Raw genomic sequence first — 14,904 nt, 5'->3', positions numbered from 1 at the left:
CCGACCGGTGGTGTCGTACAGGACGCTAACACCGCGGACGGTTCGACGCGGAACTAATCAGAAGCGGCAGAACCTGATGTCAGAGGCCAGAATTGCCTTCGCGCCGATAGCAGCCAGCTCATCCATGATGGCGTTGACGACCTTGCGCGGCACCAGAGCGCGGACGGCCACCCAGTCGGGGTCCGCCAGCGGGGCGATGGTCGGCGATTCCAGGCCTGGGGTGACCTTTGTGGCCGCCTCCAACACCGCCCGCGGGCAGTCGTAATCCAGCATCAGGTACTGCTGACCGAAAACCACCCCCTGCACCCGGCCCGCCAGTTGGTCGCGGGCGGCAGCGGTGGCGACGTCGGGATCGGCGCGTTCGATCAGCACCGCCTCGGAATCGCAGAGCGCTTCACCGAAGGCCACCAGCCCGTGTAGCCCCAGGGTGCGGCCCGTTCCGACGATGTCGGCGATCACATCGGCCAGACCGAGTTGCACCGAGATCTCCACCGCGCCGTCGAGCCGGATCACAGTGGCGTCGATGCCTCTGGCCGCCAAGTCTTTTCGCACCAGGTTGGGATAGGCAGTGGCGATCCGCTGCCCACCAAGGTCGGTGATCGCCCAGTCGCGACCGGCCGGGGCCGCGTAGCGGAAGGTCGACGAGCCAAAACCCAGCGCCAAGCGTTCCTGCACGGGGGCGTCCGATTCGGCGGCCAAATCCCGCCCGGTGATCCCGAAGTCCAGCTCACCCGACCCGACGTAGATGGCGATGTCTTTGGGCCGCAGGAAGAAGAACTCCACGTTGTTGGCCGGGTCGACGACGGTCAGATCCTTCGGGTCGCGGCGGCGGCGATACCCGGCTTCTGACAGGATCTCGGCGGCGGACTCGCTGAGCGCACCCTTGTTGGGGACGGCGACGCGCAACATGCTCACAGCTTCGCGTAGACGTCGTCGAGGGTCAGACCGCGCGCAACCATCAAGACCTGCGTCCAGTACAACAGCTGGCTGATCTCACCGGCCAGCGCGTCATCGCTTTCGTGTTCGGCGGCCAGCCACACCTCGCCGGCCTCTTCGAGGATCTTTTTGCCGAGCGTATGCACCCCGGCGTCCAGCGCGGCGACGGTCCCGCTGCCAGCGGGCCTGGTGCGGGCACGTTCGCCCAGCTCGGCGAACAATTCCTCGAAGGTCTTCACGGCCTGCGATTGTTCCATGCCGCCGTGGACAAAGTCACGGCGGTTTCCTTCGGTCCGCCCCCGGCGCCGTCAGGGGCACTGGCCGTTGTTGACGCAGCCGGCCGGCGGGCTCGCTTTGAACGTGGGCGACGCCATCGTCGTGGCCAGGGCCGTTGCCGACACCTCAGCCGTAATGGTGGCTCCCATCGTCGCGTCGGTAGGGTCGAGTTTCATCGCCGGAACTGTCGGAGAGACATAGACCGTTCCGGTGGCCGAATCGCCCGACCCGCCCGCCAGCACGCGGGTGGGTGCGGCGACACCGGTGTCGAGGCTCATCGCCACAGCCGCCAGCACAGCGGCCAGCCCCAGGGCCGCGCCGAGTGATTTCATCCGTTGCGCGCGCATGTGTAGGTCCATGGCTGTCCTTCGACTGTTCAACCGGCGTACGCCGTCGCCGGCGCCCGGGGCCACCTGCTCAGCTGGCTCACTCCGTGGTACCCCCGAGCCCGCAGGGGGTCAACGCACCGCGACCGGTTTGCTCAAACTCGTAGCCGATCATCAGCCTGATCGCAGTTTGGGCGTCCACCCCGGCGGCGCGAAACGGCGCCACATATCCCGCCCGCCAGAGCGAATAAAGTTATTGCACAGGCAGTTTCAGATTCACCGAAAAGTGGCGGTCCGCCCCGCGACGCGAGCGGGTTCGTCGGCCATCGGCGTTCTCTCAGGCGGGAATGCTGTAAACATGGTTGCTCTCAGCACATCCCACCGAGTGTGACAGATACCTGTCAGCGGATTGCCACCTCGCGGCGTCACGATGAAGCGATGAGATCAGCACGTCGCCGGCGAACCTGGGGCACACCCGTGATGGCCGGCATGGGTTGTGCGCTCACCGTAGCCGCGGTGGTCACCGTGGGCTGCGGCGTCGCGCAGGCGTCGTCGCCATTGAGCGTCGTCGGGCAGAAATACAGCGATGCCGACACCACGCTCAACACCGCCGGTTACGCCGTTGTGGTGTCGACCACAGTTGGCGATCAACTGCCGCGGCCGGACTGCATCGTCGTCAATCAACAGCCCAGAACCGAGGCGGCACAGGAAAACAGCAGCGCCTCCCCCACCAACCAGATGCTGTTATCGCTCAACTGTGACGCGGCGCTGGCGTCGGCCAAATCCCCGGGTAACTCACTGGAAAGCCCGCAGGGTCGGGCGGCCAAGGCAGCCGAGGCGGCGAGCACCGCCTCGGCCAAAACCTAGGTAGCAGAAGTCAGGTGGTCGCAGGCTTGGGTGTCGACAGGATCTCGCCGTGCATGTCCTCCAGGGAGACGCCCTTGGTTTCCATCACCCATTTCCAGACGAAGATCCCGGACAGGATGGCGCACAGGCCGTAGAACCCGTAGGCCAGACCCAGATGCTCGCGCAGGCCCGGGAAGGTCACCGTGATCAGCCAGTTGGCTGCCCACTGTCCCGCGGCAGCCAGACCCAGTGCCGCCGCCCTGATCCGGTTCGGGAACATCTCGCCCAACAGCACCCAGACGACCGGGCCCCAGGACATTCCGAAGGCGACGACGAACAGGTTCGCCGCGATCAGCGCGATGACACCGGATGCACCGGGCAGGCTGGGCTTGCCATCCGCCCCGAGGGTCGCGTTGGCGAAGATGATGGACATCGTGATCAGCGTGACGGCCATGCCGGACGAACCGATGAGCAACAGTGGCTTACGGCCGATCTTGTCGATCAGCGCGATCGCGATCAGGGTGGTCAGGACGTTGATCACCGAGGTGATCACGGTGTAGATGGCGGACTGATCGGCGTCGAAACCGACCGCCTGCCACAGCACATTGGAGTAGTAGAAGATCACGTTGATACCGACGAACTGCTGGAAGACCGACAGACCAAGGCCGACCCACACGATGCCGTAGACGCCGCCGGTCGGCTTCTTGAGATCCTTCCAGGACGGCTTGTCCTCGCGGTCAAGGGTTTCCTTGATCCTGCTGATGGTGATTTCCAGATTCTTCTGGCCCAGCAGCGTGGACAGGACCTTGCGGGCTTCCGGGATCTTGTGGGTGGCAACCAGATACCGCGGAGACTCGGGGATGGTGAACGCCAGTGACCCGTAGACGATCGCCGGGACCGCCATCACCAGGAACATCCAGCGCCACGCCTCCATGCCCAGCCACAGGGTTTCGCCCGGACCGCCGGCGATGCGTTGCAATATCCAGTTGACGACGAACGACAGGAAAATACCGAGCACGATGGCGAGCTGCTGCAACGAGCCGAGCCGCCCGCGGATACTGGGCGGCGAGGTCTCGGCGATATATGCGGGCGCGATGACCGAGGCAACGCCGACGCCGATGCCACCGACGATCCGGAAGAGCACGATCAGCTCGACGTTGGGAGCCAACGCGGTGCCGAACGCGCTGACGAGGAAGAACGTCGCGGCGATCTTCATCACCGCGATGCGGCCGATCCGGTCGGCGATCCGGCCCGCGGACATCGCACCTACCGCGGCACCAAGGAGCGCCGAGGCGACAGCGAAACCGAGTTCGGCATTGCCAATGTTGAAGTCTGCCTGGATCGAATCCACCGCACCGTTGATGACCGCACTGTCGTAGCCGAACAGCAGACCGCCCAGGGCAGCTACCGAGGCGATCCGAATCGCAGTGGTACCGGAGGAGAAATCTTCGTCGGTGATAGCGGACGGTGAATTATCGATCGGACCTTGACCGGCCATGGGCGTCCTTCTTTCGCGGCGCTGCGTGAAGTCTTTGAACTACCCACGATTGCACAATCCGACACGCGAGGGACCCATATGGCCGCCTGTATTTCGCTACTCAGGCGCTGTGTTCACTGGCCAGGGTGTCGGTCCGGGTGAGGAGGTCGGCGTAAATGCCGCGCATGGCTTCCACATCGAGTTGACCCAGCGAATTTTCGTGCCGTCGCCGCGGACTTGACGGCACCACGACCTCGTTGGGCACCACAAGCACTGGGCAGCCCGCGCCCTCGGCGGCGGCCGCGCCGGTCACCGAATCCTCCACCGCCAAACACTGTCCCGGCGCGAACCCGAGCAGCTCGGCCGCCCGGCGGTAGATATCCGGGGCAGGTTTGGCATGCTCCACTTCGTCGCCGCAGACCGACACCGAAAAGTAATGCCTACCAATGCTATTCAACGCACGCTCGGTGAGATCGCGACGGGTGTTGGTCACCAGTGCCATCGGCACGCCCGCGGCGGTGAGCGCATCGAGCATCTCCCTGGCGCCGCTGCACCACGGCAGCCCGCGTTCGAACAGTTCGCCGGTGTAGTCATGCAGCCAATCAGTCGACTCGGCCATGGCGGCCGGATCGAGATCAAGGCCGAGGTCGGTGAAGATCAACCGGATCACGCTGTCCGCCGAACCGCCGACCGACGCCTCACGCAGCTCCGGCGTCATCACCCCGCCGAGGCGGGCGTACAAGGCTTGCATCGAGATGTCCCAGAGCTTTTCGGAATCGACGAGTGTCCCATCCATATCCCAGAGCACCGCACGCATGACACCCATTGTCTCATTCCCACCCGGGTTGTAGCGCCCCGGCTGCGACCGACTCAGTCCTCTGGGTTGTAGCCGAGGTTGGGGCCGAGCCAGCGCTCGGCTTCGGACAGGGTCCAGCCCTTGCGCCTGGCGTAGTCGGCGACCTGATCCTGGGCCATCCGGCCGACCACGAAGTACTGCGACTGCGGGTGGCTGAAGTACCAGCCGCTGACAGCAGCACCGGGCCACATCGCCATCGACTCGGTCAGCTCGATGCCGGTGCGCTCCTTGACGTCCATCAACTCCCAGAGCGTCGCCTTCTCGGTGTGCTCCGGGCACGCCGGGTAGCCGGGGGCGGGGCGGATGCCCACGTACTTCTCACCGATGAGGTCCTCGTTGTCCAGCTGCTCGTCGGGCTGGAATCCCCAGAACTCCTTGCGCACCCGCTGGTGCATGCGTTCGGCAAATGCCTCGGCCAGCCGGTCGGCGAGCGACTCCAGCAGGATCGCGTTGTAGTCGTCGTTGGCGGCCTTGAACTCGTCGCACTTTGCCTGGCTGCCGAGCCCCGTCGTGACGGCGAACGCGCCGACGTAGTCGGCCAACCCGGTGCTCTTTGGCGCGACGAAGTCGCCGAGGCTCCGATTCGGGATGCCGTCGCGGTGCTCGCCCTGCTGGCGCAGGTTGTGCAGCGTCGTCAACACCTTTGTCCGGGTCTCGTCGGTGTAGACCTCGAAGTCGTCTCCGACCGCGTTGGCCGGGAAGAAGCCGATCACCCCGTTGGCCGTCAGCCACTTCTCCTTGATCAGGGTGTCGAGCATCTCCTGCGCGTCGTCGTACAGCTTGCGGGCGGTCTCGCCGGAGACCGGGTTGTTGAGGATGTCGGGGAATCTGCCCTTCATCTCCCAGGCGTTGAAGAACGGCTGCCAGTCGATGTACTCGCGCAGCTCGGCGATGTCGTAGTCAAGAAACTCCCGCACCCCGAGACCCTGGGCGGGCACCGGCGGCGTGTAGCCGTCCCAGTCGATCGGCGTCCGGTTCGCGCGCGCTTTTTCCAGCGTCAGCATCTTGCGTTCGCTCTTCTGGGCGTGCCGTTCGCGAAGAGATGCGTAATCCTTCTCGGTGGCCTCCAGCAGGGCCGGCCGTTGCTTGTCGTCCAACAGGGCCGCCGCGACCGGCACCGAGCGCGACGCGTCCTTGACCCAGACCACCGGACCGCTGCGACGCGGCGACACCTTCACGGCCGTATGGGCCCGCGAGGTGGTCGCGCCACCGATCAGCAGGGGGATCTGCAGGCCCTGGCGCTCCATCTCGACGGCGAAGTTGACCATCTCGTCCAGCGACGGGGTGATCAGGCCGGACAACCCGATGATGTCGGCGTCGTGCTCCTTGGCCGCGTCCAGGATCTTCTGGGCGGGCACCATCACGCCGAGGTCGATCACCTCGTAGTTGTTGCACTGCAGGACGACTCCGACGATGTTCTTGCCGATGTCGTGGACGTCGCCCTTGACCGTCGCCATGATGATCGTGCCGTTGGTGTCCTTCTTTGCGGCTTGACCAGAGGTCACCTTCTCCGCCTCGATGAACGGCAGCAGATAGGCCACCGCCTTCTTCATCACCCGGGCCGACTTCACGACCTGGGGCAGGAACATCTTGCCCGCGCCGAACAGGTCGCCGACGACGTTCATCCCGTCCATCAGCGGGCCCTCGATCACCTCGATCGGGCGACCACCCGCATTCTCGATCTCCGCCCGCAGTTCCTCGGTGTCGGCGTCGACGTTGGCATCGATGCCTTTGACCAGGGCGTGGGTGATCCGCTCGCGGACCGGGAGGCTGCGCCACTCCGCTGCGACCGGAGCTTTATCTCCCAAGGCCTGGTCCTTGCTGGCGAACCGTTCGGCGATCTCCAGCAGTCGTTCGGCCGCGTCCTCGCGGCGGTTCAGCACGACGTCCTCGATGCGGTCCCGCAGCTCGGGGTCGATCGAGTCGTACGGCACCAGCGCACCGGCGTTGACGATGCCCATGTCCAGGCCGGCCTTGATGGCGTGGAACAGGAACACCGCGTGGATCGCCTCGCGAACCGGGTTGTTGCCCCGGAACGAGAACGACACGTTCGAGATGCCACCGGAGATGTGCACCCCGGGCAGGTTCTCCTTGATCCAGGCGCAGGCCTCGATGAAGTCGATCCCGTACGTCGCGTGCTCCTCGATACCGGTCGCCAACGCGAAGCAGTTCGGGTCGAAGATGATGTCCTCGGCCGGGAAGCCCACCTCTTCGGTCAAGATCCGGTAGGCGCGCCCGCAGATCTCCTTGCGGCGCTCCAGGTTGTCGGCCTGGCCCTGCTCGTCGAAGGCCATCACGACGACGGCGGCGCCGTACTTGCGGCACAGCCGGGCCTCGCGGACGAACTTCTCCTCGCCCTCCTTCATGGAGATCGAGTTGACGATCGGCTTGCCTTGGACGTTCTTCAGGCCAGCCTCAATGACCTCCCACTTGGAGGAGTCGATCATCACCGGGACGCGGCTGATATCCGGCTCGGATGCGATCAGCTTGGTGAACCGGTCCATCGCGGCGACGCCGTCGATCATCCCCTCGTCCATGTTGATGTCGATGACCTGCGCACCGACCTCGACCTGCTGCAGGGCGACCGACAGGGCGGTGTCGTAGTCCTCGGCCTTGATCAGGTTGCGGAACCGCGCGGAGCCGGTGATGTTGGTGCGCTCACCGATGTTGACGAACAGGGAGTCGTCGGTGATGTTGAGCGGCTCCAGGCCCGAGAGCCGGGTGGCGATCGGAATCTTCGGCAGTTCACGCTGCGGCTTGCCCTCGACGACGCGCGCGATCTCGGCGATGTGCTCCGGCGTGGTTCCGCAGCAGCCACCGACCAGATTGACCAGGCCGGCCTCGGCGAACTCGGCGATGTAGGAGGCCTGAGCCTCTGGGGACTCGTCGTACTCGCCGAAGGCGTTGGGCAGACCGGCATTCGGGTAGCAGGAGACGAAGGTATCCGCGATCCGCGCCACCTCGGCGATGTAGGGCCTCATCTCCGGCGCGCCGAGGGCGCAGTTCAAGCCGACCGCGAGGGGCTTCGCGTGTCTGATCGCGTTCCAGAATGCTTCGGTGACCTGACCGGATAGCGTCCGGCCGGAGGCATCGGTGATGGTGCCCGAGATGATCAGCGGCCAGCGGCGCCCGCGCTCCTCGAACAGCGTCTCCACGGCGAACACCGCCGCCTTGGCGTTCAGCGAGTCGAAGATGGTCTCGACGATGAGGAGGTCGGCACCACCGTCGACCAGGCCGTTGGCGGCTTCGAGGTAAGCGGCGACCAGCTGGTCGTAGGAGACGTTGCGGGCTCCGGGGTCGTTGACGTCCGGCGAGATCGACGCGGTCCGCGTCGTCGGGCCGAGGGCGCCTGCGACATAGCGGGGCCGCCCAGGCGTGCTGAACTCGTCGCAGACCGCCCGCGCCAGTGCAGCACCCGCGTAGTTCAGTTCGTAGCTGTGTTCTGCCATGTCGTAGTCGGACAGCGAGACCGCGTTCGCATTGAACGTATTGGTCTCCAGGATGTCCGCGCCCGCCTCGAGGTATTCGCGGTGGATGCCCTCGATGATCTGCGGCTGCGTCAGGGTGAGCAGGTCGTTGTTGCCCTGCAGAGCGGTCGGCCACTCCCGGAAACGGTCGCCGCGGTAACCGTCCTCGTCCGGCCGGTCCCGCTGGATCGCCGTGCCCATCGCGCCATCGATCACCATGATCCGCTGGCGTAGAGCTGCCGTCAGTTCGTCGGTGCAGTCGGGGCGGATATTCGGCGCAAAGCCGCTCGACGCAGAGGTGTTCGGCACAGGGGCGTTCACGTGCACTCCTTCCATGACGGAAGGCGTCCTTAACTCCGCCGAGCGTGGCGGATATCGTCAGGGACTGGCCCCCCGATAACCGTTGCAACGCCTCTCGACGGTGAAAAGTCTACGTTGTCGCCCGGTGAACGTCTGGGCACCCGCTCATCGCAGCTCACAGATCGCGTCGACGATGTAACGAAAATATCCGAGCTACCCAGGTTAACCAGAGTGCAGCTGAACGTATTTCGTCTCGACGGCGTCGGCGGTGTCCTGAGCGGATCCCTAGGCATCAGCCAATCCGAATGGCATGTCCGTGTCATGGCGTTCCGGTTGCCTCCCGGCGCCATGCAGGCCTTACGCTGATTCGGTGACACCGTCGGAGGCCAGCAGGGCCGACCTGCCCGAACTGCACAACACCATTGTTGTGGCCGCCTTTGAGGGCTGGAATGACGCAGGTGACGCGGCCAGCGACGCCCTGGAGCACCTGGACGCCATCTGGGAGGCGGAGACCATCGTCGAGATCGACGATGAGTCCTATTACGACTATCAGGTGAACCGACCGGTGATCCGGCAGATCGACGGCGTCACCCGCGAGCTGGTGTGGCCGTCGATGCGGATTTCGCACTGCCGCCCGCCCGGCAGCGACCGCGATATCGTGCTGATGCACGGTGTCGAGCCGAATATGCGCTGGCGTACCTTCTGCGCCGAGCTGTTGGCGATCGCCGAGAAACTCGACGTCGATACCGTCGTCATCCTGGGCGCGCTGCTGGCTGACACGCCGCACACCCGCCCGGTCCCTGTCTCGGGGGCCGCGTACTCACCGGAATCGGCCAAGCATTTCGGCCTCGAGGAAACCCGCTACGAGGGCCCCACCGGGATCGCCGGGGTATTCCAGGACTCCTGCGTGGCAGCTGGGATCCCTGCGGTGACGTTTTGGGCCGCGGTGCCGCATTACGTCTCGCAGCCGCCGAACCCGAAGGCCACCGTGGCGCTGCTGCGCCGGGTCGAGGACGTCCTCGATATCGAGGTACCGCTGGCGGACCTGCCTACGCAGGCCGAGGAGTGGGAGGAGGCGGTCACCGAGATGACCGCTGAGGACGAGGAGATCGCCGAATACGTCGCCGCGTTGGAGCAGCGCGGCGATGCCGAGGTCGATATGAACGAGGCGCTCGGCAAGATCGACGGTGACGCCCTGGCCGCGGAGTTCGAGCGGTACCTGCGCCGACGGGGCCCCGGCTTTAGGGGTTGACGCGACGGGGCTGACTCACCGGAACCGGGTCACGTAATCCGTCCAGTCCCATGTCGTCAAGAAGTCGCGGCCCGCGGCCAGGCCGTCCTCGTAGAGGGCCTCCTTGTCCCGGTCGGACAGATTGAAGTCGAGGACGCCGACGTCGGTGGTGTCGACGGTGATCGCCCGCGCCCTGACCCACGGCTGATTCAGGTACGCCTGGTCGCGTCCGACCAGAATGGTCGTGATCACGTGTTCGAGCAGCGTTGGGGGGCGCAGTTTGTGCAGCAGCCGCAGGGCCGGGATCACGTTCTCGTTATCGGCGGGCAGGCCGGGCAGCAGCGTGATTCCGAACGTCGGCCACTTCGGTGTGTGACCGTCGGTGCGGTCGAGTGAGTCGATCGGAAAGTTCGACAGCAGACCGCCATCCACCAGGATCGACTCCCGGGCCGGCTCTCCAGGGAAGGCACTGGTCAACGTGGCCGGGCGGTAGAAGAACGGGATCGCGGTCGACGCGCGCACGGCGTCGGCAACCGATTGCTCGTTGGGGTCCAGTCCGTAGACCCGCTGGTAGTCCCACGGCAACCGGATCAGCTCGCCGCGGGTCACGTCGGCGACGGTGACGACCAGGCGATAGCGCTGTTCGACGGGCAGGCTGCGGTCATCCAGGGCCAGATCGGCGAAGGTGGTGACGCCGAAGCGGGCCAGTTCGGCTTCGATCCACCGGTGCAACGCATCGCCGAGGTAGATGCCGTCGCCGGATAACACCCCCCAGGCGGGTCCGAGCAGCGGTATCCGTTCGATCGGGCCCTGATCCAGCAGGGCGGGGTAGTCGATACCCATCGCCAGCTGCTTCAACAGCGCGGAGTCCACCTGCCCGCTGTGCACCGCGGCCGCGAGCATGGCGCCCACGAGCGCACCGGCCGATGTGCCCGAGATTCGGTGCGGTTCATACCCCGCATCGACGAGCGCAGACACGGCGCCGACCAGTCCGATGCCCTTGACTCCGCCACCAGACAGGACGAGGTCCGCCCGGGCCATCAGGTCTTCACTGGTTTCGGGGCCTGCCATTGTCCGTTGAGGGCGTCGGGTTTGGGCCAGTACAGCCGCAGCACCAGCGAGAAGGGACCCTTCGGGGCGGGCAGCCAGTTGGCTTCCTTATCGGGCCCGGGTGACTGGTTCTGGACATACAGGGTGATGCCCCCATCGGGGTCCTTGACCAAGCTGGACAGCATCGGCGAGTTGATCAGGTAGCGGTCGATCGGGTTGGGCACCAGCGCGCTCTGCGGCATCTCGTACATGGTCAGCGACCAGAAGGCGTTCACCGGCGGCAACTGCCCGGACGCGAACCGGTAGGTGTAGTTGTTGGCTCCGGTCAGAGGCTGTCCCGTGGAGTCCACCGTCGCACTCGGGTAGATGGCCTCGTCTTTGCTGTTGCCGTAGATCCCGAGGACGGCTCCGGCCATTCGGTAGAGGTAGTTGCCGTTCACGTACTGCGCGGTGCCAAAAAAGTCGCCGGACCCGACCTGGCCGGTATCGACCTTGTCTTTTTTGAAGGCGTCGAACTCGGCCCAGGCGTCGGCCATGCCCCCTTCGATTGCGGTCCGCATCTCCGGGGTGAGCTTCTCGGCGTCGAAATTGCCGTCGGGACCGATGCCGATGGTGGCGAACCGCGCCCGCAGATCCGTCTCAGATGGGGGGGTCGGCGCGAATTTCAGCGCGAAGTCCAAGATCTCAAAGAATTGCGGCGACGTCTTCTGTTGATCCGGTGTCAGCGGCGGAACGAAATCGATCACCGGGGCCGGCGGTGGCGGCGGCTGATTGAGATAGACCGACAGCGGGGCCACCTGGTAGCCGGCCTGGATCTTTTTGACGTTGTCCAGATCGGACGGGCCGAAGAGCTGGGTGCGGTAGAGCACCATCGCCAGATCGGTATCGGACGTGATCACGTCGTCGATGCCGTCGGGTTTCACCCCGGTCCAGTTCGGTCCCGCCAGTAGGTATTTGCCGCCACCGTTGCCGGTGGTCCGGCTGCCGACATAAGCGAAGTTGTAGGTGTAACCATCGACGAACTGCAGCGAGTAGTAGCGGTCCTGTTCGATCGGCGGCACGGTCAGCACCAGCGGTTCGGCGCGCAGGTCGGCACCGACGACGGAGTAGGGCGTATCGGAGTTCGGCGTCTGGATCGCCGTATCAGCGGGGGTGAACACCCGCGCGGTGTTGTGGATCTCGTTCCAGCCGCCCTTGTATTCGGGATCCTGCTTATCGACGAAGTAGGCGTAGTTCACCCGGTAGTTGTCGACCATCGGGAAGCCGTAGATATAGGCCTCTTTGGCGATCGCGCGGGCCTGCTCCGGGGTGACCGGCGGGGCCGCGGTGGGTGTTGCGCTGGACGTGCTGGTCGGCGTGGATGTGGTGTTGGTCCCGCAACCCGCCAAAACCAATAGCGCGGCAATGACGATGACGACAGATTTGCCGCGGATGACTCCCATGGTTTCGCAACGTACTCCAATCGCCGCCATAAAAAGGCCCACGGGCGTGCGTGTTCGCCTCTATTTGCTGGACGCGTTCTCGGGTGTTCGATTGGGGGCACGCACGCTCGCTGCGCGATGACGCGGTTAGAGCGCCACGCCGAGCAGAGCGTCCACCGCCGCTGCCACCAGGCCCGGCGCAGCCGTGTCATGCCCGCCGTACTCCACCGCATCGGTTACCCAACCATCAACGGCGGCAAGGGCTTTGGGTGTGTCCAGATCGTCGGCAAGATAGGTGCGCAGCCGCGCGAGCAGATCGGCCGCATCCGGCCCAGCGGGTAACGCCGCCGCCGCGCGCCAGCGAGCCAGCCGAGCCTGCGCGTCGGCGAGCACGTCGGCGCTCCACGACCGGTCTGACCGATAGTGCCCGGCCAGCAGCCCCAGCCTGATGGCGGCCGGATCGACTCCGTCGGCGCGCAGTTGCGAGACCAGCACCAGGTTGCCGCGGCTCTTGCTCATCTTGTGGCCGTCCCAGCCGATCATCCCGGCGTGCACGTAGTGCCGGGCGAAACGCCGCTCCCCCGACACCGATTCGGCATGCGCTGCCGAGAATTCGTGATGCGGGAAAATCAGGTCGCTGCCGCCGCCCTGGATGTCGAGGTCGGTTCCGATGCGGCTCAGCGCGATCGCCGCACACTCCACATGCCAACCCGGCCGACCGGGCCCGAACGGTGATGGCCAGTGCGGCTCGCCGTCGCGGGCCGCGCGCCACAGCAGCGCATCGAGCGGATTGGCTTTACCGGCCCGATCGGGGTCGCCGCCGCGCTCACCGAACAACGCCATCATGGTGTCGCGGTCGTAACCCGATTCGTAGCCGAACTGCGCGGTGGCGTCGGCCCGGAAGTACACGTCGGGATACTCGGGATCGTCGACGACGTAGGCCGCCCCGGAGGCCAGCATCTTTTCGACCACCTCGACCACCTCGGCGATGGCATCGGTGGCGGCGACGTAATCATGTGGCGGCAGCACCCGCAGGGCCGCCATATCCTCGCGGAACAGCGCTATCTCGCGCGCCCCCAGATCGCGCCAATCGATCCCGTCGCGCGCCGCCCGCTCGAACAGCGGATCGTCGACGTCGGTGATGTTCTGCACGTAGTGCACGCGGTGCCCGGAATCGAGCCACACCCGGTACACCAGATCGAAGGTCAGATACGTCGCGGCGTGACCAAGATGGGTCGCGTCGTACGGCGTGATCCCGCACACATACATGCTTGCGGCATCACCGGGCGACACCGGACGGACCTGCCGATCGGCGGTGTCGTACAAGCGAAGCTGGGGACCGCGCCCCGGCAGATTCGGAACGCCTGCGGCCGACCACGATTGCATACGTTGACTCTAAGGCGTCTCGTCAGCGCATCATGCCGATGGCACCCAGCAATACCTCAGCGAGGTCCTTGCGGCACATCAGTAGATCGGGCAGATACGGGTCGGGACGGTTGTAGATCATCGGTGAGCCGTCGAGGCGCGAGGCGTGCATGCCGGCTGCCTGCACCACACCGGCAGGGGCCGCGTTATCCCATTCCCACTGCCCACCGGCATGGATGTAGGCGTCCACGTCGCCGCGCACCACCGCCATGGCTTTCGCACCGGCAGAACCGATTCCGACCATTTCGAAGTCCAGCTGCTCGGCCATCCGGTAGAGCACGGCGGGCGGCCGGTTGGAGCTGGCGGTGATCCGGATCGGGCCGGGATGCGGGGCGCCACCGCCGATCACGGTGTCGGTGCGGTACACCTCACCGCGCGCGGGAAGTGAGACGGCGGCGTCGGTGATCTGACCATCGGGACCGCCGACACGCTGCCACAGCGCGATATGCACCGCCCAGTCTTCGCGCCGGGGCATCGAAAACTCCCTGGTGCCGTCGACCGGATCGATGATCCACACCCGGTCCGAGCGCAGCCGGACCAGATCGTCATGGGCTTCCTCACTGAGCACCGCGTCGCCGGGCCGTTCGGCGCGCAGACGACGCTGCAGTAACTCATTCGCCCTGCTGTCGCCGGCGTCGCCCAGTTCCCACGGATAGTCGAAACCCACCTCGTCGCGCACCGCCAGCAGCAGCCGGCCCGCATCCTCGGCCAGATCGGCAGCCAACTCGGCGTCGGTCTGGTCGTAGGCGGCACTCATCGTCTCAGTATCCGGGGCGGGTGAAGTCGGCGCCGGGTGGGGGCAGGTCCGGCCCCACCTGAGACGATGACGGTGTGATCAGGTTCGCAAGTCTGGCCGTTGTCGCCGTTACGAGCACGCTGATGGGCTGCTCGTCCGAGGCGCAGCCGCGAACACTGGTCGGCACCAGCTGGCAACTGATTGCCATCCAGTCGATGGACGACGCGCAAGGCACCACCCCGGTTCCCGATCCGGCCAAGTTCACCGTGACATTCGGCACCGACGCCCGCGCCGCCTTCACGCTCGACTGCAACAGTGGCAGTGGATCATTCGAGACGAAACCCAGCAGGGACGGTACGTCGGGTGCCTTGAGTTTCGGTCCGGTCGCCACCACATTGATGGGCTGCCCGGACTCGGCCCAGGGCCAGCTGGACCAGCAGGTCGGCGCCGCGCTACCGCATGTGACGAGTTACCTGATCAAGGACGACCAGCTGAACATGTCACTGATGGCCGACGGCGGCATCCTGACCTGGCGTGAAAAATAGTCGAGCGCAGAA

13 protein-coding genes are annotated in these 14,904 nt (G+C 65.7%); 3 read left to right on the top strand and 10 right to left on the bottom strand.

Annotation, left to right across the window (positions count from 1 at the left end; all coding sequences use genetic code 11):
• Window positions 1–57 precede the first annotated feature (57 nt).
• The 3 genes from hisG to ADBZ9O_RS15760 are packed head-to-tail and all read right to left on the bottom strand — an operon-like array spanning window position 58 to window position 1,571.
• Window positions 58–909, bottom strand: coding sequence for an ATP phosphoribosyltransferase (hisG, locus tag ADBZ9O_RS15770; RefSeq protein ID WP_526523397.1), 852 nt, complete (start codon window positions 907–909; stop codon window positions 58–60).
• Window positions 910–911: 2 nt separating this feature from the next.
• Window positions 912–1,193 carry a phosphoribosyl-ATP diphosphatase gene (locus tag ADBZ9O_RS15765; RefSeq protein ID WP_526523395.1) on the bottom strand — a complete coding sequence of 94 codons (282 nt, stop codon included), beginning with the start codon at window positions 1,191–1,193 and terminating at the stop codon, window positions 912–914.
• Between the two features lie 51 nt (window positions 1,194–1,244).
• The gene (locus tag ADBZ9O_RS15760; RefSeq protein WP_526523393.1) at window positions 1,245–1,571 is read right to left on the bottom strand and encodes a hypothetical protein; all 327 of its coding nucleotides are present in this window, start codon (window positions 1,569–1,571) and stop codon (window positions 1,245–1,247) included.
• Window positions 1,572–1,976: 405 nt separating this feature from the next.
• Here ADBZ9O_RS15760 and ADBZ9O_RS15755 point away from each other — a divergent pair, with 405 nt between their 5' ends.
• Window positions 1,977–2,405, top strand: coding sequence for a hypothetical protein (locus tag ADBZ9O_RS15755; RefSeq protein WP_526523391.1), 429 nt, complete (start codon window positions 1,977–1,979; stop codon window positions 2,403–2,405).
• Between the two features lie 10 nt (window positions 2,406–2,415).
• On the opposite strand, the gene ADBZ9O_RS15750 is transcribed toward ADBZ9O_RS15755, so the two are convergent.
• From ADBZ9O_RS15750 to metH, 3 genes are all read right to left on the bottom strand, one after another.
• Window positions 2,416–3,882: a sugar porter family MFS transporter gene (locus ADBZ9O_RS15750; protein ID WP_526523389.1), complete on the bottom strand. Its 1,467-nt coding sequence runs from the start codon at window positions 3,880–3,882 to the stop codon at window positions 2,416–2,418.
• A gap of 100 nt (window positions 3,883–3,982) precedes the next feature.
• Window positions 3,983–4,678 carry an HAD family hydrolase gene (locus tag ADBZ9O_RS15745; RefSeq protein WP_526523387.1) on the bottom strand — a complete coding sequence of 232 codons (696 nt, stop codon included), beginning with the start codon at window positions 4,676–4,678 and terminating at the stop codon, window positions 3,983–3,985.
• A gap of 53 nt (window positions 4,679–4,731) precedes the next feature.
• A complete protein-coding gene (gene metH / locus ADBZ9O_RS15740) occupies window positions 4,732–8,520 on the bottom strand; it encodes a methionine synthase (protein WP_526523385.1) in 3,789 nt (1,262 codons plus the stop codon).
• Between the two features lie 334 nt (window positions 8,521–8,854).
• Between metH and ADBZ9O_RS15735 the strand changes: the two genes are divergently transcribed.
• A complete protein-coding gene (locus tag ADBZ9O_RS15735) occupies window positions 8,855–9,736 on the top strand; it encodes a PAC2 family protein (RefSeq protein ID WP_526523383.1) in 882 nt (293 codons plus the stop codon).
• A 15-nt stretch (window positions 9,737–9,751) separates the two neighbouring features.
• Here ADBZ9O_RS15735 and ADBZ9O_RS15730 read toward each other — a convergent pair whose 3' ends face one another.
• The 4 genes from ADBZ9O_RS15730 to ADBZ9O_RS15715 all read right to left on the bottom strand — a co-directional run bounded on the left by ADBZ9O_RS15730 (window position 9,752) and on the right by ADBZ9O_RS15715 (window position 14,368).
• Window positions 9,752–10,756, bottom strand: a complete 1,005-nt coding sequence (locus ADBZ9O_RS15730) for a patatin-like phospholipase family protein (protein WP_526523381.1) — start codon at window positions 10,754–10,756, stop codon at window positions 9,752–9,754.
• Window positions 10,756–12,207 (bottom strand): DUF1254 domain-containing protein, encoded by a 1,452-nt coding sequence (locus ADBZ9O_RS15725; RefSeq protein ID WP_526523379.1) that lies wholly within the window; start codon window positions 12,205–12,207, stop codon window positions 10,756–10,758. Before ADBZ9O_RS15725 ends, ADBZ9O_RS15730 begins: the two co-directional genes overlap by 1 nt.
• A gap of 126 nt (window positions 12,208–12,333) precedes the next feature.
• Window positions 12,334–13,572 (bottom strand): cysteine--1-D-myo-inosityl 2-amino-2-deoxy-alpha-D-glucopyranoside ligase, encoded by a 1,239-nt coding sequence (mshC, locus tag ADBZ9O_RS15720; protein WP_526523377.1) that lies wholly within the window; start codon window positions 13,570–13,572, stop codon window positions 12,334–12,336.
• A 22-nt stretch (window positions 13,573–13,594) separates the two neighbouring features.
• Window positions 13,595–14,368 carry a 3'(2'),5'-bisphosphate nucleotidase CysQ gene (locus ADBZ9O_RS15715; protein WP_526523375.1) on the bottom strand — a complete coding sequence of 258 codons (774 nt, stop codon included), beginning with the start codon at window positions 14,366–14,368 and terminating at the stop codon, window positions 13,595–13,597.
• A 74-nt stretch (window positions 14,369–14,442) separates the two neighbouring features.
• On the opposite strand from ADBZ9O_RS15715, the gene ADBZ9O_RS15710 reads away from it, so the two are divergent.
• The gene (locus tag ADBZ9O_RS15710; protein WP_526523373.1) at window positions 14,443–14,892 is read left to right on the top strand and encodes an META domain-containing protein; all 450 of its coding nucleotides are present in this window, start codon (window positions 14,443–14,445) and stop codon (window positions 14,890–14,892) included.
• Window positions 14,893–14,904: the final 12 nt, after the last annotated feature.

It is taken from the genome of Mycobacterium sp. (assembly GCF_965229105.1).
Lineage (GTDB): Bacteria > Actinomycetota > Actinomycetes > Mycobacteriales > Mycobacteriaceae > Mycobacterium.
Note: the sequence above shows the minus strand (reverse complement) of the source record. Positions and strands in the feature narration are given on the sequence as shown.

Bases quoted from the DNA above. Each gene is read 5' to 3' on its own strand.
- ADBZ9O_RS15715 (WP_526523375.1), bottom strand. From the start codon at position 14,368: ATGAGTGCCGCCTACGACCAGACCGACGCCGAGTTGGCTGCCGATCTG.
- ADBZ9O_RS15760 (WP_526523393.1), bottom strand. From the start codon at position 1,571: ATGGACCTACACATGCGCGCGCAACGGATGAAATCACTCGGCGCGGCC.
- metH (WP_526523385.1), bottom strand. From the start codon at position 8,520: ATGGAAGGAGTGCACGTGAACGCCCCTGTGCCGAACACCTCTGCGTCG.
- ADBZ9O_RS15750 (WP_526523389.1), bottom strand. From the start codon at position 3,882: ATGGCCGGTCAAGGTCCGATCGATAATTCACCGTCCGCTATCACCGAC.
- ADBZ9O_RS15765 (WP_526523395.1), bottom strand. From the start codon at position 1,193: ATGGAACAATCGCAGGCCGTGAAGACCTTCGAGGAATTGTTCGCCGAG.
- ADBZ9O_RS15730 (WP_526523381.1), bottom strand. From the start codon at position 10,756: ATGGCCCGGGCGGACCTCGTCCTGTCTGGTGGCGGAGTCAAGGGCATC.
- mshC (WP_526523377.1), bottom strand. From the start codon at position 13,572: ATGCAATCGTGGTCGGCCGCAGGCGTTCCGAATCTGCCGGGGCGCGGT.
- ADBZ9O_RS15755 (WP_526523391.1), top strand. From the start codon at position 1,977: ATGAGATCAGCACGTCGCCGGCGAACCTGGGGCACACCCGTGATGGCC.
- ADBZ9O_RS15745 (WP_526523387.1), bottom strand. From the start codon at position 4,678: ATGCGTGCGGTGCTCTGGGATATGGATGGGACACTCGTCGATTCCGAA.
- ADBZ9O_RS15725 (WP_526523379.1), bottom strand. From the start codon at position 12,207: ATGGGAGTCATCCGCGGCAAATCTGTCGTCATCGTCATTGCCGCGCTA.
- hisG (WP_526523397.1), bottom strand. From the start codon at position 909: ATGTTGCGCGTCGCCGTCCCCAACAAGGGTGCGCTCAGCGAGTCCGCC.